This is a genomic window from Flavobacterium sp. KH_035 (assembly GCF_057839565.1).
The window spans coordinates 3,854,815-3,876,152 of sequence record NZ_CM174492.1; the positions used below are offsets into that span (position 1 = coordinate 3,854,815).

The 21,338-nt window shown below is 33.9% G+C and carries 17 protein-coding genes, 3 tRNA genes and 1 pseudogene; 12 read left to right on the forward strand and 9 right to left on the reverse strand.

Annotated features, from left to right (window positions below):
• Positions 1–26 precede the first annotated feature (26 nt).
• The 5 genes from recQ to aroB all read right to left on the reverse strand — a co-directional run bounded on the left by recQ (position 27) and on the right by aroB (position 6,528).
• On the reverse strand, positions 27–2,135 hold the full coding sequence (gene recQ, locus AC3IS6_RS15840) for a DNA helicase RecQ (RefSeq protein WP_489160765.1): 2,109 nt from the start codon (positions 2,133–2,135) through the stop codon (positions 27–29).
• Positions 2,136–2,272: 137 nt separating this feature from the next.
• Entirely contained in the window at positions 2,273–2,677 is a 405-nt protein-coding gene (locus AC3IS6_RS15845; RefSeq protein WP_173966620.1) for a DNA primase, read from the reverse strand.
• A gap of 7 nt (positions 2,678–2,684) precedes the next feature.
• Entirely contained in the window at positions 2,685–3,653 is a 969-nt protein-coding gene (locus AC3IS6_RS15850; RefSeq protein WP_489160767.1) for a deoxyhypusine synthase family protein, read from the reverse strand.
• 104 nt (positions 3,654–3,757) lie between these two features.
• Positions 3,758–5,161 (reverse strand): type III PLP-dependent enzyme domain-containing protein, encoded by a 1,404-nt coding sequence (locus AC3IS6_RS15855; protein WP_173966618.1) that lies wholly within the window; start codon positions 5,159–5,161, stop codon positions 3,758–3,760.
• A 299-nt stretch (positions 5,162–5,460) separates the two neighbouring features.
• Positions 5,461–6,528: a 3-dehydroquinate synthase gene (gene aroB, locus AC3IS6_RS15860; protein ID WP_489160769.1), complete on the reverse strand. Its 1,068-nt coding sequence runs from the start codon at positions 6,526–6,528 to the stop codon at positions 5,461–5,463.
• A 270-nt stretch (positions 6,529–6,798) separates the two neighbouring features.
• Between aroB and AC3IS6_RS15865 the strand changes: the two genes are divergently transcribed.
• A complete protein-coding gene (locus tag AC3IS6_RS15865) occupies positions 6,799–7,968 on the forward strand; it encodes a proline dehydrogenase family protein (protein ID WP_489160771.1) in 1,170 nt (389 codons plus the stop codon).
• A 110-nt stretch (positions 7,969–8,078) separates the two neighbouring features.
• Here AC3IS6_RS15865 and AC3IS6_RS15870 read toward each other — a convergent pair whose 3' ends face one another.
• Positions 8,079–9,386, reverse strand: coding sequence for a porin (locus tag AC3IS6_RS15870; RefSeq protein ID WP_489160773.1), 1,308 nt, complete (start codon positions 9,384–9,386; stop codon positions 8,079–8,081).
• Between the two features lie 41 nt (positions 9,387–9,427).
• Positions 9,428–11,218, reverse strand: coding sequence for an ABC transporter ATP-binding protein (locus AC3IS6_RS15875; RefSeq protein WP_489160775.1), 1,791 nt, complete (start codon positions 11,216–11,218; stop codon positions 9,428–9,430).
• Between the two features lie 263 nt (positions 11,219–11,481).
• Here AC3IS6_RS15875 and AC3IS6_RS15880 point away from each other — a divergent pair.
• The 9 genes and pseudogenes from AC3IS6_RS15880 (at position 11,482) to AC3IS6_RS15920 (ending at position 17,040) form a co-directional block, all read left to right on the forward strand.
• Positions 11,482–11,556: transfer RNA gene (locus tag AC3IS6_RS15880), tRNA-Val, on the forward strand.
• Between the two features lie 308 nt (positions 11,557–11,864).
• Positions 11,865–12,569: a purine-nucleoside phosphorylase gene (gene deoD / locus AC3IS6_RS15885; protein ID WP_489160777.1), complete on the forward strand. Its 705-nt coding sequence runs from the start codon at positions 11,865–11,867 to the stop codon at positions 12,567–12,569.
• Positions 12,570–12,950: 381 nt separating this feature from the next.
• Positions 12,951–13,358, forward strand: coding sequence for a helix-turn-helix domain-containing protein (locus AC3IS6_RS15890; RefSeq protein WP_489160778.1), 408 nt, complete (start codon positions 12,951–12,953; stop codon positions 13,356–13,358).
• Between the two features lie 357 nt (positions 13,359–13,715).
• The gene (locus AC3IS6_RS15895) at positions 13,716–14,672 is read left to right on the forward strand and encodes a TolB family protein (RefSeq protein WP_489160780.1); all 957 of its coding nucleotides are present in this window, start codon (positions 13,716–13,718) and stop codon (positions 14,670–14,672) included.
• A 116-nt stretch (positions 14,673–14,788) separates the two neighbouring features.
• Positions 14,789–15,297, forward strand: a pseudogene (locus AC3IS6_RS15900) (Crp/Fnr family transcriptional regulator).
• Positions 15,298–15,356: 59 nt separating this feature from the next.
• Positions 15,357–15,920 (forward strand): DinB family protein, encoded by a 564-nt coding sequence (locus AC3IS6_RS15905; protein ID WP_489160782.1) that lies wholly within the window; start codon positions 15,357–15,359, stop codon positions 15,918–15,920.
• Positions 15,921–15,970: 50 nt separating this feature from the next.
• The gene (locus tag AC3IS6_RS15910; protein WP_489160784.1) at positions 15,971–16,612 is read left to right on the forward strand and encodes a class I SAM-dependent methyltransferase; all 642 of its coding nucleotides are present in this window, start codon (positions 15,971–15,973) and stop codon (positions 16,610–16,612) included.
• A 191-nt stretch (positions 16,613–16,803) separates the two neighbouring features.
• A tRNA-Val gene (locus AC3IS6_RS15915) sits at positions 16,804–16,878 on the forward strand.
• An 81-nt stretch (positions 16,879–16,959) separates the two neighbouring features.
• Positions 16,960–17,040 (forward strand) — tRNA-Tyr (locus tag AC3IS6_RS15920).
• A gap of 148 nt (positions 17,041–17,188) precedes the next feature.
• Here AC3IS6_RS15920 and AC3IS6_RS15925 read toward each other — a convergent pair.
• The gene (locus AC3IS6_RS15925) at positions 17,189–18,121 is read right to left on the reverse strand and encodes a retroviral-like aspartic protease family protein (RefSeq protein WP_489160786.1); all 933 of its coding nucleotides are present in this window, start codon (positions 18,119–18,121) and stop codon (positions 17,189–17,191) included.
• 397 nt (positions 18,122–18,518) lie between these two features.
• Between AC3IS6_RS15925 and AC3IS6_RS15930 the strand changes: the two genes are divergently transcribed.
• A complete protein-coding gene (locus AC3IS6_RS15930; RefSeq protein ID WP_489160788.1) occupies positions 18,519–18,752 on the forward strand; it encodes a hypothetical protein in 234 nt (77 codons plus the stop codon).
• Positions 18,722–19,702 (forward strand): outer membrane protein assembly factor BamB family protein, encoded by a 981-nt coding sequence (locus AC3IS6_RS15935; protein WP_489160790.1) that lies wholly within the window; start codon positions 18,722–18,724, stop codon positions 19,700–19,702. Before AC3IS6_RS15930 ends, AC3IS6_RS15935 begins: the two co-directional genes overlap by 31 nt.
• A 75-nt stretch (positions 19,703–19,777) precedes the next feature.
• Here the strand turns inward: AC3IS6_RS15935 and AC3IS6_RS15940 are convergent, their stop codons facing one another.
• Entirely contained in the window at positions 19,778–21,016 is a 1,239-nt protein-coding gene (locus AC3IS6_RS15940) for a serine hydrolase domain-containing protein (protein WP_489160792.1), read from the reverse strand.
• Positions 21,017–21,338 lie beyond the last annotated feature (322 nt).

Here is a 21,338-nt window from a genome sequence, read left to right on the forward strand (position 1 = left end):
GTCAGAAATGACATAAAATGAGAGTATTATTTATTTTTTTCAACAATAGCAAGCCCCAAACGAATTTTATCATAAGACATTTTTTCTTCAAAATGATCAAAATAAGGTTTTAAGGCAGAAGGGTATTCCAATTCAATTTGAGCTTTGTGTAATTGTTTGACTTCATCATTTGTTACAAATGAACTCAAATCGATCTCCTCGCCATCTAGATATAGTTTGGCTAAGTGCGATATAATTGTGGTATATCCTAAATTTCTTTTTCCTGCAATTTCGGTTACAGTTTCGCCATTTCTAAAAAGTTCTAAAGTAGTCTTATACGTATTGCTTTCTTTTTTGACTTTTGTATTTGTTTTTTTTGCTTTCTGAAATTCTATAATAGCGTTTATAAATTCTGAACCGTATTTTTCAAGTTTAGCATTTCCGACACCATCGACGGCGAGAAATTCTTCATCGCTCATTGGTCGTAATGTTTCCATTTGTCTCAAAGCGGCATCACTGAAAATAACGTAAGCCGGTACTTCTTCTTCCTGGGCAATTTCGTAGCGCAATTTTCGAAGAATTTCAAAAAGAGAATTTTTGGCTGTTTTTGTTTTGGTCTCTTTGATTTCGTTTTTATCGATTGCTTTTTTAACCACTGTATTCAGTTTTACTTTTTCTTCTTCAAATAAAACTTTTTTCGCAAAAGAGGTTAGTAAAATTTTATTGTGCTGATGAAAGGCAATTTCAAGATACCCTAGATTAATCAACTGAATTAAGTATTGATTCCAATCGTACCACGAAATGTCAGATCCGATTCCGTACGTTTTTAAGCTTTGATAATTTTTTTCATAGATATATGCGTTTCTCGAGCCTCTTAAAAAATCGACAATTACGGCTAATGGCTCAGATTGCTGCAAACGGGCAATTGCCGATAATGCTTTTTGTGCTAAAATGGTACCGTCAAAAAAAGTGGGAGGATTTTTGCAGATGTCGCAGTTGCCGCAATTTTCTTTTACGAGTTCGCCAAAATACGAAAGCAGAATTTTTCGACGACAGCTTAAGGCATCGGCGTACTGTTTCATTCTTTCTAATTTGGCTAGTTGTACATCGGAGTTTAATCCTTCGGAGGCAAATTTTTGAAGTTGAATTACATCGGCATAACTTTCAAACAAAACAGTTTCGGCTGGTAATCCATCTCGGCCGGCACGACCAATTTCCTGATAATAACCTTCGATGTTCTTGGGTAAATTATAATGAATGACCCAACGGACATTGGATTTGTCAATTCCCATACCAAAGGCAATGGTAGCGCAAACTACCTGGCAGTCGTCATTGATAAATTCATCCTGAGTTTTTGCTCTGATTTTATTATCGAGTCCGGCATGGTATGCTTTGGCAGTAATTCCGTTTTTCTTTAATTTGTCAGCCAGTTCTTCTGTGGTCTTCCGGCTTAAGCAATAAACAATTCCGGATTCATTGGGTTTCTTCTCAATGAAATCAATGATTTGTTTTACTCTGTCAAGTGCCGGGCGCACTTCTAGGCTTAGATTTTTTCGGTCAAATGAAGCTACGAATGTTTTTGGGTTTCTTAGTTTTAGTTGCTTGGTGATATCAGTTCGGGTTGCTTTGTCGGCAGTAGCAGTTAAAGCCAGAACCGGAGTAGAAGGGAAGCGACTCTTTAAATATCCTAAATTGGTATAAGCCGGACGAAAGTCATGGCCCCAGGAAGAAATACAATGCGCTTCGTCAATTGCAATTAAGCTGATGGTCAGTTCGTTGAAAACAACATCCAGATATGATAAGCTTTCCGGAGCAATGTAGACTAATTTGAAAGTATTTGATTTTAAATTGTCGATATAAAATTGCTGTTCCTGACTGGTTTGACTGCTGTTGATGTAGCAAGCATTAATACCATTTGTTTTTAAGCTGTCTACCTGGTCTTTCATTAAGGCAATCAAAGGAGAAATTACAATTGTGATTCCGGGTAAGACTAAAGCCGGTAATTGAAAACAGATTGACTTTCCTCCACCGGTAGGCATAATAGCTAAAGTGTCCTGACCGGAAAGTATGGTATTAATGATGGTTTCCTGATTGGGTCTGAATTTTTCAAATCCAAAATTTTCCTTTAGTTTGGCGTGTAGTATTTCTGAGGTCATGGCGTTAGTTAGCTATTATAGAGAAAGAATAAAAACAAATATATAGTATTTTTCTTATTTTTTTTATACTGTGATCGTGAATAATAAAAAAAAGGAACCCGAATAGAGTTCCTTTTATTTATTTTGAAAAAGATTGCTTAATCTTCGTCTTCATCGTCTTCGTCATCAGCAATATCTTCTTTGTCTTCGTCATCGTCTTCGTCATCTCCACCGTCAACATCTGGTTTGTCCTGATTGTCGTCATCGTCGTCATCGTCTATATCGTCATCAAGATCAAGGCCTTTAACAGGTTCGATTGTATCCACGTCTACGTCGATATCATCATCTTCATCATAATTTTCGATTCGGTCTGCAAGTTTAGTACTAATTTTTACCAAATAAATAGTGTCTTCAGTACGGACTTCAACGGCTTCGACTAATTCGTTTTTAGCATTTCTAAAACGGATTACATCCGAATCATCATAACCATCAGGAAATTTCTCTACCAAAAGGTTTAAAATTTCGTTGGTAAGTTTAGCGTAGTCTACTATAACTCTTTTCATAAATATCCTATAAATCTAATAAATAAGCAAAAATTAATGGAGCAACAATTGTAGCATCCGACTCAATAATAAATTTAGGGGTTTTAATGTCTAATTTACCCCAAGTGATTTTTTCGTTTGGAACTGCTCCGGAATATGAACCGTAACTAGTTGTCGAATCTGAAATTTGGCAGAAATAGCTCCAGAAAGGAACATCGTGCATTTCCATATCCTGGTACAACATTGGTACCACACAAATAGGAAAATCTCCTGCAATACCACCACCAATTTGGAAGAATCCAATTCCGTTAGTGCTATTTTTTGGATACCAGTCTGCAAGGAAAGTCATGTACTCAATTCCTGATTTCATAGTAGAGGCTTTTAATTCGCCTTTGATTACATATGAAGCAAAGATATTTCCCATTGTACTGTCTTCCCAACCCGGGACAATGATAGGTAAATTTTTCTCGGCAGACGCATACATCCAGCTGTCTTTTAAATCAATTTCGTAATATTCTTCTAAAACGCCTGATAACAACATTTTGTACATGAATTCATGAGGGAAATAACGTTCTCCTTTATCATCAGCATCTTTCCAGATTTTGTAAATGTGTTTTTGTAAACGACGGAATGCTTCATGTTCAGGGATACAAGTGTCAGTAACACGGTTTAATCCTCTTTCTAATAAAGCCCATTCGTCTTCAGGTGTTAAATCACGGTAGTTTGGCACTCTTTCGTAGTGAGAGTGTGCTACTAAATTCATGATGTCTTCTTCTAGATTGGCTCCAGTACAAGAAATAATTTGTACTTTATCTTGTCTAATAATTTCGGCAAAAATTTTACCAATTTCTGCTGTACTCATAGCGCCAGCCATACTTACCATCATTTTAGCTCCGTTTGCCAATTGTTGTTCGTATGCTTTTGCAGCATCTACTAAAGAGGCAGAGTTGAAGTGTAAATAATGTTTTTCAATAAACTGACTGATTGGTCCTTTCATTTGTTCTTGTTTTTTTATTTTTTTTGAATTAAAAGTTTAACCTTTTAGTGATACTGCAAATTAATAATTTTATATTTATTAACTTTTATTTGGCAGGTTTTTTTTTATACTTTTTTAGTATATCCTAAAATCTTTAACACATCGTCAGAAGTTTGCTGTTCTGAGAAAACTTCTGTGGCTAAAATGCCGTTTTCGTCACGATCTATTAAGATATGTTTAGGTTGTGGAATCAAACAGTGATGTAAACCGCCATATCCTCCAATGGTTTCCTGATACGCACCAGTATTAAAGAAACCGATATATAATGGCTTTTCTTTGTTGTATTTAGGTAAATAAATAGCGTTCATATTTTGCTCTGAGTTGTAATAATCGTCACTATCACAAGTCAAGCCGCCTAATAAAACCCGCTCGTAAGTATCGTTCCAGCGATTTACCGCCAGCATGATAAAACGTTTGTTTATTGCCCAAGTATCCGGCAAAGTGGTAATGAATGACGAATCAATCATATTCCATTTTTCTCTGTCATTTTGTTGTTTTTGATACAAAATCTGATAGATAGCGCCACCGCTTTCGCCTACTGTAAAAGATCCAAATTCTGTAAAGATATTAGGTACATCTACTTCGGCTTCATCACATGCAATTTTAATCTGATTGATAATTTCATCAATCATGTACTGATAGTCATATTCAAAGGCAAGAGAGTTTTTAATCGGGAAGCCACCTCCAATGTTTAATCCGTCAAGGGTAGGGCATTCCTTTTTAAGTGCAATGTATACTTTGATACATTTTACCAACTCATTCCAGTAATAGGAAGTATCGTTTATTCCGGTATTGATAAAAAAGTGAAGCATTTTAAGCTCCAGTTTATCATTTTCCTGAATTTGTTTTTTATAGAACGAAACAATGTTTTTATATCCAATTCCCAATCTTGAAGTATAGAACTCAAATTTAGGTTCCTCTTCTGCTGCAATACGAATTCCGATTTTGAATTTTCCTTTTATTTCCGACTGAAGTAAGTCTAATTCTTCATAGTTGTCAATAATCGGGATTGTATTTTTATGTCCGCTGTTGATTAATCTTGCAATATTGGTAATGTATTCGTCTCTTTTGAAACCGTTGCAGATTACATAAGTACTTTTGTTGATTTTACCATTTTCAAGTAAATTCTCTACAATATTAACATCAAAAGCTGATGATGTTTCGATATGAATATTGTTTTTGAAAGCTTCATTCATAATGTATTCAAAATGAGAGCTTTTTGTGCAATAACAATAGTAGTACTTTGCATCATACTTATTCTTTTCCATTGATTTTCTGAACCAGGCTTTTGCCTTATTGATGTTCTCTGAAATCTGCGGTAAATACGTAAACTTTAATGGCGTACCATATTGTTCTACCAATTTCATCAAATCGATGTTGTGAAATTGAAGGTTATCTTTGTTTAATTTGAATTCCGCTTGTGGAAAGTAATAAGTTTGATTGATTAGATCAGAATATTTTGTATTCATTTATTTTTTAATATTAAGAGTGTGATTTTTAATTATAGATGACAAATGTTCAATCTAAAATTCAAACCCTAATATTAGCAAATACAATTTGCAGTTTTTCGTGTTCTGCTTTTGAGCACAAAAAAACATCAAAACAAAACGGACTTTTACTATTATAAAAACGATTCAACATCCTTAATAAGGAACTATTGAGGCGGTTTCTATAAGAGTTAAAATGTCTTTGTTTACTGTTTGTTTTCATCGTGGCAAATGTAAAAAATAATATATACCTAAAGCAAAGCTTTTTTATTAAAAAAAGTTTAAGATTTATAATCCTGAAACGCGTCTAGAATCAATTTATTTTCAACCGATTGGTTAATTTTTATTTTTCCGATTCCTTCGATTAATGCAAATTGAATTAAACCGTATTCATTTTTTTTGTCGTGAATAAGCAATTCAAGGATCGGATCAATATCATTTTCTTCAATCTTTACGTCGTCGTAAATACTTTTAAGAACGGTTTTAATTTCGGCATATTCTGTTGTTGTAATTAAGTCTTTTTGTAATGAAATATAGCTTTCCAGGATCATTCCAATGGCAATGGCTTCACCGTGTAATAGTGTCGTTTTGCTTTGGCTTTCTAAAAAGTAACTTTCTATGGCATGCCCTAAGGTGTGTCCAAAGTTCAATGCTTTACGAATATTCTTTTCAGTTGGATCCTGAATTACAATGTCATTTTTAATTTCGACAGAACGGTAAATCAACTCGTCAAAATCGGCATAATCAATTGCATTTAAATCTAAAAACTGTTTCCAGTAGGCAGAATCGTAGATCAAACCGTGTTTCAGCATTTCGGCCAGACCGGAACGCATTTCGCTTTGCGGTAATGTTTCAAGATATTGTGTGTCAATTAATACCATTTGAGGTACGTTAATTACGCCAATTTGGTTTTTTAAATTTCCTAAATCTACTCCGGTTTTTCCTCCAACAGAAGCATCAACCATAGATAACAAGGTCGTTGGAATATTGATAAAATCAACTCCGCGCTTAAAAGTAGAAGCTACAAAACCTCCCAAGTCGGTTACAACACCGCCACCAAGATTAATAACAAGTGATTTTCTATCGGCACCAAGCTCTGTAAGTACTTTCCATACTTCGATACAGGTTTCGATATTTTTATTAATTTCTCCTGCTTCAAATTCAATAATTTCTATTGTCAGGTCTGTTTCAAGTAAAGGAAGGAACTTTGGTAGACAATACTCATTGGTTTGATTATCAACTATAATAAACAAGTTAGAATATTTATTTTCTTTTAAGTGGTTATTTAAAGCTTCGTATGCAGTTTGGTTAAAATGCACGAGATAATTATTGGCTTGAATGGATTGCATAGATCTGTCGTTAATTGAAACCGCAAAATAAGGCATTTTTCACTAAATAATATTCAAAGTTCTGTTCTAATTTGTTTTAAAACGAATCATTCTATATAAGGTACAAGGTGTTTCTTTTGAATTTTCTTTCAAAAAAAGCACGATGAAGGAAACTCTTACATTATAATTTATAGAATTGTAACAATGTTGTTGTTGATATTGAAAAATTGGGTAGTGATTAGTGAAGAATATTCAAAACTCTATCTATATTTGCATAAAAAACTGACCTTAATGGAAAAAATATTTGATAACACTCAGGTTGCATTTTCACTAAAAAGTGATACGGAACTTGATAGAGCTTATTTTCTTTTTAAAATGATCGACAGCCAGCCCTTAGTGAGGATAGGAACCGCTGTTACCAATTTTGCTATTAAAGCAAATCTTCCGGTAGAAGGATTGATTCGTGCAACTGTTTTTGACCATTTTTGTGGTGGTGTAAACGAAGACGATTGTATTACAGTGGTAGACAAGATGTTTACTAAAGGTGTTTCATCAGTGTTGGATTATTCAGTTGAAGGAAAAGAAGAGGAGGAGCAGTTCGATGCTGCTTTAGAAATGACGTTAAAAACTATTGAATTTGCTAAAGAACGTTTGGCTATTCCGTTTGCTGTGTTTAAGCCTACAGGTTTTGGACGTTTTGAATTGTATGAAAAATTAGGAGAAAAACAAACATTGACTCCGGCTGAACAGGCAGAGTGGGATAGAGTAGTAGCTCGTTTTGACCATGTTTGTAGTGAAGCTCACAGAAAAGACGTTGCTTTACTAATTGACGGTGAAGAAAGCTGGATGCAGGATGCAGCCGATGATTTGGTTACCGATATGATGCGCAAGTACAATAAGGAGAAGGCGATTGTTTTTAATACTTTACAAATGTATCGTTGGGATCGTTTGGATTATTTGAAAAATTTGCATGAAGTAGCTAAAAATGAAGGTTTCTTTATTGGAATGAAGTTGGTTCGTGGTGCTTATATGGAGAAAGAAAACAAACGTGCGGAAGAGAAAAATTATGTTTCGCCAATTTGTGTCTCTAAAGAAGCTACAGATATTAATTATGATGCTGCTGTTTATTATATGGCAGAGCACCTTGATATTATGTCGATTTTTGCAGGAACTCACAATGAATTGAGCTCTTATAAATTGATGGAAATGATGCAGGAGAAAGGAATTGCCAAAAACGATACTAAAATCTGGTTTGGGCAATTGTATGGAATGAGTGATAATATTAGTTATAATTTAGCCGAGAACGGTTATAATGTTGCGAAGTATTTACCATTTGGACCTGTAAAAGATGTGATGCCTTACCTAATTCGTCGTGCAGAAGAGAATACTTCGGTTGCCGGGCAAACAAGCCGTGAATTGTCTATGATTAAAGCGGAACGTAAGAGAAGAAAAGGAAAATAAATTAAAGTTAATTCCAAAAAATTAAAAAATCCCAGATTCCAATTTTTACGATTGGGATTTGGGATTTTTTGTATCGGAATTTGGAATTTATTTATTGGATTTTAATTCCCTTAAAACGAAACCTGGCATTGTAAAACAACCATTCCTAATCGATCACTTTGTTTGTAAGCGCCAAGAAGAGTCTTGTCGAAAACGGCTCTGTTTTGATAGTTTAAGCTGAATTTTGGACCCAAAGTACCTGTTGTGTAATAGTTTACGCCTAATTCGTACATGGTCATAGGAGTGTTCAAGGCTTCTAAATCAGCGATTTGTGTGGCAGCGTAAGGCTGGAAACGGCCTTTTCTGGCTTCATTATCTGATTTTCCAAAAAGATATCCCAACTGTGCGTAATAAATATTTCCGGTTCCCACGCCTATAAATCCGGCGCCTGAACCATTTGCTAAAGTATTGTCTCCAATGGCAGGATTTGGTGTGTTAACAGACTGGATGTAGTTTTTTCCGTAATTATTATTGTTAAAGGCTGCATAAGCTGTTATGGCGGCGCCTTTGTTATCAATCGGACTGTCGTAGAAAACATCCAGGCCTAAGATTTTCATGTCGTCGTAAGCAATCGTTGTATCGGGTGTTAAGTGCCACATGGCCTTTGCCTGAGTCATATAACCTAAAGCAACATTCAGGATCTTCTTTGTTCCTAAATAGGTTCCTTTGTGATAAGCATCTTCAAGTGATTCTTTGTCGAAGAACGAATAAGTTAGGATTCCCGAGTATTGTGCTCTTGGCGTTTGTGTGCTTACAGAAGAATTTATTCCCAGATTATCTGTTGTATTTCGGTACGGATTAGTAATAGCGGCACGGTAATTAAACTTGCCTAAATAACCTTTAGCATAAATACTTAAATTTCTATTTCCAAATGTGGATGAAATGTTTGTAAACTGCTGATACATTGGTGTGTCCAGAGTAAGGTGTGATGAAGAACTGTTTGCTGAATAACGGGTGGTTCCCGCTCCCCAGGCTGTCAATCCACCACCGATATGCAGTTTTTCATTAAAGTGATATTCTCCCAAAGCATCCATAACCGAAAGCGGTGCATTTGAAGGTCCGTTATTTTGAGTGAAATTAATATTGTTCTGACCTAGTTGCAGGTGAAAGAAAATATTCTCTGTCAGCATTCCCATAGCCTGTAAACGCAAACGTCTAATTACAATATCGTAAGTGTCACTAACTTCATTTGTGCCAATTTTGCTGCCCTCGTTTAATTCAGTATATCTTCCCCAAACCTGAAGATTCATTCCAAATTTGATGTATTGTGATCCGTCTTTGGAAATATTAACTACGTTAAAAGGTTTTTCCTGAGCGAGCACAGTGATAGTATTTAAAACAATAAATAATAAGATTAAAACGATTCTTATATGTGGCATTACTTTAAAATTAAAATTAGTTAGTACTATTTACATTCCGATTAAGAGTTGCTAAATTGAAGGTTGCTTAAGTTTTTATAAGTTCCATTCTCCAAATTGATTAATTCCTGATGCGTGCCTTCTTCGGTGATTTTTCCATTATCCAGAACCAGAATTTTATCTGCGTTTCTAATAGTCGAAAGACGGTGAGCAATAATAATGCTGGTTCTTCCTTCCATTAAAACTTCTAAAGCTTCCTGAACCAGCTTTTCGCTTTCACTATCTAAAGAAGATGTTGCCTCATCTAAAATTAAGATACTCGGATTTTTAAGTAATGCTCTGGCGATAGCAATACGCTGACGCTGTCCGCCTGATAGTTTAACACCACGTTCTCCTACTAAGGTTTCGAATTTTTCCGGGAAACCTTCAACGAAGTTAAAAGCATTGGCTTGTTTTGCAGCTGCTATTATTTCTTCATTGGTAGCATCCGGCTTTCCGTATGCGATATTTTCTCTAATTGTTCCACCAAACAAAATAACGTCCTGAGGAACAATACTCATGTTGCCGCGTAGGTCCTCTAAGTCGTAATCATAAATACTTTTTCCGTCTACAATTATTTCACCTGAAGTTATGTTGTAAAAACGTAAAAGCAGCGAAGAGATAGTCGATTTTCCGGCACCACTTGGTCCTACAATTGCAATTTTCTGACCGAATTCAGCTGTAAAGTTTACATCTTTTAAAACCTCAACTTCTTTTCTTGAAGGATAACTGAAGGCTACATTTTTAAAGGAAACATTTCCTTTGATTTTTTCGATAGGAGTAGTTCTTGCTTTTGCGTTAATTTCTTCCGGAGTTTCTTCCAGTAATTCAAAAACACGTTCGGTTGCACCAACCGCTTTTTGAATCTGAGCATACATCTCTGCAATACCTCCAAAAGAGGCCCCAATAAATGTGGTATAAAGTACAAAAGAAATTAAATCTCCAACACCTTCAACTTCACCTTTAATGGTTAAAGTGATTCCGTACCAGACTACAGCAACCACACAGCCAAAAAGGCAAAGGATGATAAACGAAGCAAAGTAACCTCTGTATTGTCCGCCTTTAATAGCGATTTGTACAATTTCTTTGATTTTGTTTTTATAGCGTTGAAGTTCGTACCATTCGTTGGCAAAAGCTTTTACATTGCTAATTCCTTGCAGCGTTTCTTCTACAATTACCTGGCTTTCGGCTACTTTATCCTGTGTTTTCTTTCCGTATTTACGAATAAATCTACCAAAGACAACTGCTGCTACAGCAACAATAGGTACAATGGCCAGCATCATCAGGGTTAATTTTGGACTGATGTTTCCTAGGATAACAAATCCACCAATAATTAAAATCAGCTGGCGTAAAAACTCAGCAATAGTAGTAGTGAAGGTGTCTTGTAGTTGTGAAATATCAGCACTGATTCGGCTGTTTAATTCTCCAACACGTTTTTGGGAGTAAAATGACATCGGTAGTTTTACCAAATTCTCATATAAAGCAAAACGGATGTTAGAAAGCGAATTTTCGGTAAAATTTACAAAAAGGGAAATTCTGAAAAAAGAAAAGATAGCCTGCAGTGTAAGGATAACCATAAGACCAACAGCAATTTCGTTGGCTCTGTTCAGGTTTTTATTTGTGACGCAATCGACGAGCATTCCCATTAATTTTGGAAAGGCAAGGGCAGTGGCACTGGTTAATAAGAGAAAAACCAAACCTAGGAAAAATTTCCATTTGTGGTTTTTACCGTATTTAAAAATTCGAAGTGCTTTTTGAAGTGAATTAGAGTCTAATTTAGCTTTAGGTAAATCGTTTTCTTGATATCTAGGCATTTGAGTATACTGTTAAGGTATGCAAATGTATGATTATAGCCAGTGAATACAAAAGAATATTCGAAATTAGCCTGTGAGATTTCGTTTTTTAACTAAATGGATAAAAAAGCTAAAAAATATTTCCTTTTTAAGAGACTGATAAATAGATTGGTAAAAAGTATTTTAGAAAATTGCTTCATTTTTTTTCAAAATAAGCTTGTAAATGCAAAATCTAACTGTATATTTGCACTCGCAATCACAAACGATAGCAACCTAGTAAAATAGGGCGATTAGCTCAGCTGGTTCAGAGCACCTCGTTTACACCGAGGGGGTCGGGGGTTCGAACCCCTCATCGCCCACAAATAATACAACCTTCAAAGTCATATGATTTTGAAGGTTTTTTGTTTTATGGAAGATCTATGGTGTTGTTGTTTGTATTTTATTTAGCGAAAGCGGGTAGGAGGGTAAATCCTTGGGTGCCTACAAATAACACCACCTCTAAAGTCATTTGATTTTAGAGGTTTTTTGTTTTACGAAAGATCTATAGAGTTGTTGGTTAGATTTTATTCAGTGAAAGCAGCAATAAATTAATGATTAACTTAGCTTGTTTGAATTAAGTAAATTGAAATAGGAAAATATAGTTTATAAATCAATAAAAAAAGATAATATGAGTGCACATAACAATGCAAAAAAGGGTGATATAGCAGATTTTGTTTTACTTCCTGGTGATCCAAAAAGAGCAAAGTTGATAGCGGAAACGTTTTTAACAGATGTTAAATGTTATAATGAGGTGAGAGGAATGTTGGGTTATACAGGTTATTATAATGACAAGAGAATTAGTGTGCAGGGTACAGGTATGGGGATGCCTTCAATTTCTATTTATATTACAGAATTAATTGAAGAGTATGGTGTAGAAACATTGGTTAGAATTGGGTCTTGTGGTTCTATTCAGGATGATGTAAATATGATGGATATTGTTTTGGCTATGGGTGCGTGTACGGATTCCGGGATGAATAAGCTTCGATTTAATGGTAGTGATTTTGCTCCGACAGCCAATTTTGAATTATTAAAAAAGGCCAATGAAATTGCAGAGAAAAGTACGGTAAAAACCCATATAGGGTCAGTATTAACATCTGATTTTTTCTATACTGAAAGCCATTTAGGTGATCCTTTTTTAAATTGGAAAACTTACGGCGTGTTGGGTGTTGATATGGAAACAGCTGCGTTGTATTCTATTGCTGCCAAATACAGAAAAAAGGCGCTGTCTATTTTGACGGTATCCGATCATATTCTTAGAAAAGAGTCTTTATCGGCAGATGACAGACAAAATTCTTTTAAAGAAATGATGGATTTAGCGTTGCAGTTAGCGTAAATAAGCGAATTTATTGGGTTGAAATATTAGGTTACAGAGGTTCTATGTCAACTTCTGATCGCTCACCAGGAAACTCCTTAAGAAATTAAGGAGTTTTTTTGTGCCCTAATTTTGCTCTAATTTATGTGTTTTATGGGAAATCACTATAGCACTTCGATAAAGACTGGCAATTTTGGGCATGGAGTTTCTGTTGTGATTTCTCCCTTCGGTCGAAATGACATAAAAACGAAATTCTGCCCTTTTAAAAGGATAATCTATTTGAAATACGGATATAATATCTGACAAAAAGGATGCTATACCGGATATTTTTTTATCTTTGAAACGGAGGATTTTTAATCAAAATGGCTTTATCTTTGAGCTTTTAGAAAATTGACACGCATTATGGAACAGAAAATACATCAGGGAAGAAACGTAAAACGTTTCAGGGAAATGCTTGGCATTAAACAAGAAGCATTGGCTTATGATCTTGGTGATGAATGGAATCAAAAGAAAATTTCTATGCTGGAGCAAAAAGATGTAATTGAGGATAGTTTACTCAAACAAATCTCAAATGCATTGAGAATTCCTGTTGAAGCATTTCAAAATTTTGATGAAGAACAGGCAGTAAATATCATATCTAATACTTTTAATGACCAATCCAATGGATACAATTATTATCCAACTTTTAATGTAAATCCAATAGAAAAATGGGTTGAAGCTTTAGAAGAAATTAAGAGATTGAATTTGGAGATTTTAAAAGCTAAAGATCAACATATAAATGCTTTGGAAAAATTATTAAAAGAAAAATAGGATTTGTAAAGTTATATTAATTCCACAAAGAGACTTTCGAGTCTCTTTTTTTTTGTTTTGATTACAGAAGAAAAGACCATGCTAAATATAAGAAATAGTATTACTACAAATTGTTAAGAATTGTTTCTATATTAGTATAAAATAAAATCTGGATTAATATCAGATACAATGAAGAAATATTTATAGTTTCATGCTTTGTTAGTGATACTTTTTCTTGGCAATTCCTGTCGGCAAAATCAATCAGAAGGGAATGTATCGTTATGATGGAAAGACTGCCGTGGACCTTAAAAGTAAAGGCATTAATAGTCTTAAGATGAAATTACGACTAACTACTTAATCAATAACACGAATCGAATTATGAGCAATTATCCGGAATTAAATTGGGTTACGTTAGAAAAGGGCAATATTAATAGTTTTTTTAATGATTACCGCCCAGCAATTGGTCCGGATGGCAAAGCTGTAGTATTTGAACGAACCTCATATAGTCCTGAATTAAGGATGTTGGTCACTAAACTTTTTATTGTCCATGATCTAAATAAGCCATCTCTGCAACTTTTTCTCACTGATTGTGATTTTCCTCAACAAACCAGACCTGCCTGGACTGGTGATGCAATAGTTTTAAATTTAGAGAAGGAGGGACGTCTTGCTGTCTGGACAGTTGATGCCAGTGGTAATAATTTAAAACAGATTGAAAACACAGAAAATTGTAATTATCCACAATGGGCTATCGATCCGTCATTTAAAGGTTTCGTTGTGATGAATAATAAAAAGTTGCCACACTTACCACAGCCGCATAGTACATTATTTGATGTTGATGGAAATAGGATTCTTGCCAATATGAATGGTAAGGATACTAATAGTAATATGGTTTTTGGCGGTATGCCTGCAGTTTTCCCCGATAGGCCCAGATCAATAGCGTTTGCAGGTCAGTCTTCAGCCGATGGTAGTTATAATCAGGAGGAAAACTATATTTTTCTTAATATTGAGAATGGGGAAGAATTTTTATCAGTACCCATGGAGTCTTCGGCAAGTTTAGAGCACTTCGATAAGCACTTTCAGGGGCGTGCTCCTGCTATTTCGCCTGATGGAAACTATATTGCTTTCGAGAGCAATAGGGATGGCGGTTACGCACTCTATTTGTTCAATTTAAATAAACCTGAAAACGGTGCTATCCGGTTGACAGATTCGACAGTTAAACTCAATGCGCAACACCCAAAGTTCTTTCCTGATGGTAGCCGACTCATTTTTAGTGCAGTACCTCCTGGGCATGTTCACAATTGTGTTGCCTGGATTGATATTTCGGGATATTTATAGTACGGTTAAATTTTCTTCGGGCGAATATGTGAATGGAATTGCTTCAAAATATGCCAGGATAATTACCATTTCAAAAAATTAAAAAAATAGATTTAAAACTCACGCCTAGATAGAGAATGAAAGAAATTATTGAACTTTCGGAAAAGACAATAACCATTGACAGAAACGAATTTCTGAAAGTGAAAGGTAGTATTGATACCAATATGTATTTTATAGTAAGTGGAAGCCTTAGGATTTTTGTTTTAGACGAATATGAAGAACGTACGATTAGATTTGGTTATAAAGAAAATCTAATCGTTTCGCTGGACTCTTTTTTGACAGGTAAACCTTCTGATTTGTTTATGCAGGCCATAAAAAAAAAACAGTTATAAAAGTCGTAAGCAAACAACAAATAAACAAATTTTTAGAAAGAGAAAGCAATAGAAATCTATGGATAATAATTCTGGAAAATTTGGTAGTGCAGCAAATGGAGCGTGAGATTGATATCCTGACAAATTCACCAAAAGAAAGATATGAAAGGGTTTTAAAGAGAAGCCCACAGCTTTTTCAGGAAATCTCAAACCGACATATTGCCAATTATTTAAGAATGAGCGCCGAAACTTTATCCCGGTTAAAAAAGTCTTGACTTCAATCAAGATTTATTGAAAATGCTTTTTACAATTTTGCATAAAGGAAAATAAAATTATGCAATCAGAGAAATTAATACAGACGCTTTTAGAGCAGACAAGACAAATTATCAATCAGGCAGAAAAATTAAAAAATTATGACTTGAATGCTTTAAATTGGAGGGAAAACGAAACTTCCTGGAACATTCTGGAATGTTTGGAGCATTTGAATTTGTATGGTGACTTTTATTTGCCGCAAATAGAAAGCGAAATAAAAAAATCAACCACCAAAACTGATGTTGAATTTAAAAGTGGAATTTTAGGGAGTTATTTTGCAAAAAGTATGTTACCAAAAGAAAAGCCAAACAAAATGAAAACTTTTAAAGACAAGAATCCATTGAATGTCAAACTTGATAAATCGGTAATAGATAAGTTTATAAGTCAGCAAATCAAACTTTTGGACTTATTAAATCTATCCCGAAACGTGAGTTTAAACAAAGTGAAGATTAAGATTTCTATTTCAAATTTCATTAAACTAAAATTGGGAGACACCTTTCAATTTTTCATCAATCATATGATTAGACATTTAAATCAGATTGACAAAATACAAATTGCGATGAATAATGTCACAGTCAATATTTAACAACAGGATTAACGAAAAGATTAGACGCTATTTTTTAACAATATAGGACCATGGACAGATATAAAGAAACATTTGAAACTTGGAACAAAATTGCTGTACCATATCAGGATAAGTTTATGGACTTGGACTTGTATAACGGCACCTATGACTTTGTTTGCAATTCGTTTGATAAAGCAAATCCGAAAATTTTGGAGATTGGTTGTGGCCCCGGAAACATTACAAAGTATCTGTTATCAAAACGACCTGACTTTGATATTTTTGGGATCGACATCGCACCAAATATGATAGAACTTGCAAGTAAGAACAATCCAACGGCAAGTTTTGCTGTGATGGACAGCAGGCAAATCGATGAGATTAAAGTAAAGTACGATGGAATAGTTTGCGGTTTTTGCTTGCCTTATCTGTCTCAGTCAGATAGTCGGAAGCTTATTAGGGACTGTTTTAATTTGTTATATGAAAATGGATTGGTTTATATGAGTTTTGTAGAAGGTGACTCCAGTCAATCAGATTTCCAAGTGGGTAGTAGTGGTGATAGAAGTTATTTCTATTATCATAATTTAAATGATTTAAAAGAACTTTTTGTCGAGAATCATTTTGGAGAATTTGAAATATTTAAAGTAAAATATAAAAAATCACAAGACGAAATGGATGTTCATACCATATTAACGGCCAGGAAAAAATTAAGCACTTAAAACAATTTGACTTATTTTTAAAGTTTATAAGCATGCCTGAAATGCCTTCAAAGTCTACCAACTTTGCATAGAAGGCTTGTAAAGGGGATTACCTAAAATTATTTGATTTTTTTTCAAAATAAACTTGCAAATACAAAATCTAGATGTATATTTGCACTCGCAATCACAAACGATAGCAACCTAGTAAAATAGGGCGATTAGCTCAGCTGGTTCAGAGCACCTCGTTTACACCGAGGGGGTCGGGGGTTCGAACCCCTCATCGCCCACAAATAACTCCTTACTTTTTTAAGGAGTTTTTTTATGGCTTACCGAGCTACTGCAGATTATATATCTGTGTTAACGGACTAGGGGAGATACTCAAGCGGCCAACGAGGGCAGACTGTAAATCTGCTGTGTGAACTTCGCAGGTTCGAATCCTGCTCTCCCCACAAAAGGGTAAAAGAATTAAAAAGGAAGCTTTTCCAATCTTTTTAAAAACCGAAACATTTCAAAAACCTGTAAATTGCAAGATTTACAGGTTTTTTGTTTTCTGCAATTTTCAATATTTTTTAAAATGCTTGGAACAAAGTATATTTCTTATTTAATTAAGAAATCATAGTAAGGTGTATATAGATTATCATTAGGTTCAAAAAACACATAATTGTTTTTAAAATCAAAAATCAAATTAAATCTTTTAAGAAAAGAATTTCCAATCATACCGTCCATTTCTTTTGAACTTAAAACGCCAAATTTTATCTGCCCAAGACCTCCAGGAATCTTGTAAAATTCAAAATTTGCTATTTTTACCATTGTAAAATACACATTATCAACATAGCCAGAATTACCATCAGAACTGGTAATAGTAGACCTGGCAAAAGGTGATTTATAAATATCTCTCAAATTATTTTTATCGACATAATTGGTAGAAATATCAATAATTCTATCTGAACCGGTATCTAATTCAAGTTTTAATTTTCTCTGCTTTTTTTCTATGGTCGAAATATTAACATCAATGGTTGGCACACCAAAAACATAATCAATCTTTAATTTGTTTTTGCTTGAATTTTGATAAGACTCTTTATCAAAAAGATATATTTTCCTTGTACTGTAATCAATGCTAACGACAAATCTCTTCAATACACTTAGACCTAGTACACCATCCCATTTTTCATTTGGATATGGAATAGAAATAATTTGTAAATCTTTTACTACTTGCTTTCCAATCGTAAATTTGTTGCGTGTACTTGATTTAATTGTGCTGATACCAGTTGTGCCTTTATTTTCAACAGTAGAATTAAAATCCATTTTCACTTTAGATAATCTTTCGGAGTTTATAACCAGGTCAGTTGCCCCTGTATCAAATAGGAAAAGTAGTGAATCGCTATCATTTATTTTGCAGTTTAAATAAATACGATTGTCGTTTTTAAGTTCAAACGGAATAGAGTCTATAGGAATGCTCTGGGCATTTAGTGTAGAACTAAATATTAGTAACAAAACAATAATTGCAAAATCTTTCATCTTTTCTAACATATCTGATCTGTTATAATTTAGGTTAGTATTTACTGCTTTTCGGTGATCGAAAAGTCTTTTATGTAATTTTATAAAGAGCTAAAGATAAGGTTTTTGGATTGTACTTGTCATATCTATATACTTGAATATTATAATTGAATTTTTAATGTATTTAATCAATAACAATTGTAGTATTATTTAGTTTATTTGAGCGCATAACCTATGAAGACTGTATTTCTTAATGGTTGGTGTATTCAGGTGTATGGAGATCTAATTTTTAACTATATTTGGCAGAGATATTGGTTTAGGCATTGCGTTAAATAAGTTTAATTGCAGCGTTTTAATTTGTATTTAAGTGATCTTTTTTTGTGTCCTACCGCTAAAAAAGAAATCAAATCATTAATCCCAAATTTTAAAAATGAAAAAAAAGCTCATAACTCTTTTGTTTATAAGTACTGTTGTAAATATGTTTGGACAGCTGCCAACCTTACCACAACCTGATAAAACGTCTTATGCTACTGATAAGGTTTCTAATAAAGTCTTAAAGCCGCTAACAAAAGTTCCATTAGATAAAGAGTCAATTCTAATTTATGATTACGATGGTTCGCTTTTTTTTTTAATTTGGAATCTGAGAAAATCAATTGGACTGTAAAAGCTACAGATTCTAATACTGAAATGTGTGCAAACGCCATCGCACTGCAAGATGGAGTGGTGTACATTCCTTTTATTAACGGTGAAATTTTTGCCATAAATAATCAGACCGGTGCTGTTTTTTGGAAATCGAGATTAGGTAATACTACGGATCAAATTGTAGTAAAGAACCAAATTCCAACTATTAATGGAGGAAAACTCTATCTAACTACGCAAAGTCCTAATAATAGTATTTATGCCCTTGATATAAAAGATGGCAGTTTAGTATGGGACTACAAGCTGGAGGCTACAAATAATGATAGTCCGGTTCTTGTTTTTGACAACAAAGTTTTTACTCAAAGTGGAACTAATTTATATAGCTTTGAAGCCAATACAGGCAAACTTCTTTCTCAAAAAAGCTTTGAGGGAGTTATGTCCGGAAAAGTGGTGACAGATGGTGAAAATGTGTTCATAGCAAATGAAAAAAACGAGCTTTATGCATTAAGTGCAAATAAACTTGATATACTTTGGCAGTTTAAATTAGATGAAAATCAACAGAATATCAAGGAGCGTATATTTTGCAAAGACAATAAAGTTTATGTAGGTGCGCAGGGCCCGGAAGTTTCTTCGATATACGCTCTGGAGTCAAAAACAGGAACTCAGATTTGGAAAAGGGATTTTAAAGACGATAATGTCGAGTATATGGTTGAGGAAAGCGATAATATTTGGGGATATACCCGTAAAGGAAAGCTTTTTCAAATAGACATAACAAATGGTGAAATAGCGTTCGAAACAAAATTGACGACGAGACCTATTTCAAATTTTGAGTTTGTAGGCGATGATTACTTCTTTTATTATTCGGATGCTGCTTTGATTCAATTTGAGTTTAAAAGTAAAGACGAAAACGAAGTTTATCTGCGAACCACCATTAAGGACGACGCTTATAGTGCTTATATAAAGATAATTCGATAACAACTTCAACTATAAACTCCTTAAGAAATTAAGGAGTTTTTTTATGGGTAGTTTTGGTTTGCTTTTGATTGTTTTCTAGTTCTTATTTGATATTGCATTTTGATAATCTGAGGTAGATTTCCAAATTTGCTCTATTTCCGGCCAAACATTATCCGTGAAATCAGTATCGGTGTTGACCAGAATTACCGTACCAACTTTAGTTTTAGGATTAAAATACATTGCTGTAAACACTCCGGGGTCAGATCCATTGTGACCAATCATATCATTGTTAATATTTAGAAAAGCATCGCGAAATTCAATAAAAATGCCATAATATTCGCTTTTTCCATTGCTAACAAATGACTGTTTTTCAAAGAATTTTATATAATTTTCTTTCTTTAAAAGCTTCCCATTTCCTTGATATCCTTTTATGAGTTCTGATAAAAATAACCCTAAGTCGTTACTAGATGTCAGGAATCCGCCATCAGGATAGGTTATAAGCGAATACTCAGCAATCATCTTTTTTTTGCTGGCAAACAATCTCGAACGTTTAGTGTTGTCAATATCTTTTGATGACCAGCCGGAAGAATTCATTTTTAGAGCCTTTAGGATATTTTCTTTAGTAAATAAACGATAATCTTGTCCTGTTGCAGATTCTATTACTAAGGCACAAAGAGCAGCGCCGATATTTGAATATTCACGTTTTTCTCCCGGTTTAGCATTTGAAAAGGTGTCTTTTGAATACCATTTTCCGTTTTGAGTAAGGCTATTTTGGATAAAATCTAACAACGGAATATTGTTTTCGGGTTTGTTGAAGTAGTCATAAACACCTTCGTTTTCATCGTGCTTGTCTTTGGCTAAAATATATGACTTTGCATAAACTTCATCAAGATCAATAATTGAAGAGGTGTGATATGCTAAATGCTTTATTAAGATTGGAATTTCAGGATGATTTGGGTTAACGATTTTAAAAGGCAAATACTTATTGATAGGGTCGTTTAGGTTTAATTTTCCTAATTCTTGCGCTTTAAATAGTGATATTCCGATTAGTGTTTTTGATATTGAAGCTATGTTTTGAATGGTACCTGATGTGTACGCATTATTTTGCTGAATATCAGTAAATCCAAAACCTTTATCGTAAATTATTCCTTTTTCATTTACTACGGAAACTGAAAATCCAATTATTGCGTCTTTTTTATAAGCCAGACTTAAGTGTTTAGTTAAAGTGTCATTTATTGCAGCATCATTCTTTTGGCTTGCTCGATTAATTTCACTTTTTTGATTGAACGATAAGAGTAGTATTGCTAGTAGAAAGCTTAAAAGTATTTTTTTCATGTTTTGTGGTTTTGTTAAAAAGGTAAAGTCATAATTATTTTACGTTTCTTAGGTTAGTTAGCCGATTACGTTTTGGGTTTTACAAAAAGCGAAATTAGGAGTGCAAGTATTCAATTTAGGATAAATCGATTAGTTTTTATTTGTAAGATAAAGAACGGATATAATTTTTAGTCTTAATATCTTTTCTTTAAAATATTAGAGTTTTTTTATTTAGAAAATTAGAAAACCAATATATAGTTGGTTCAGTTGGAATAAGTTTAGTAACTTTTAATATTGAGAGTTTTTTATATTATAGAAAATAGAAGGTCAAAGAAAAAGAGAA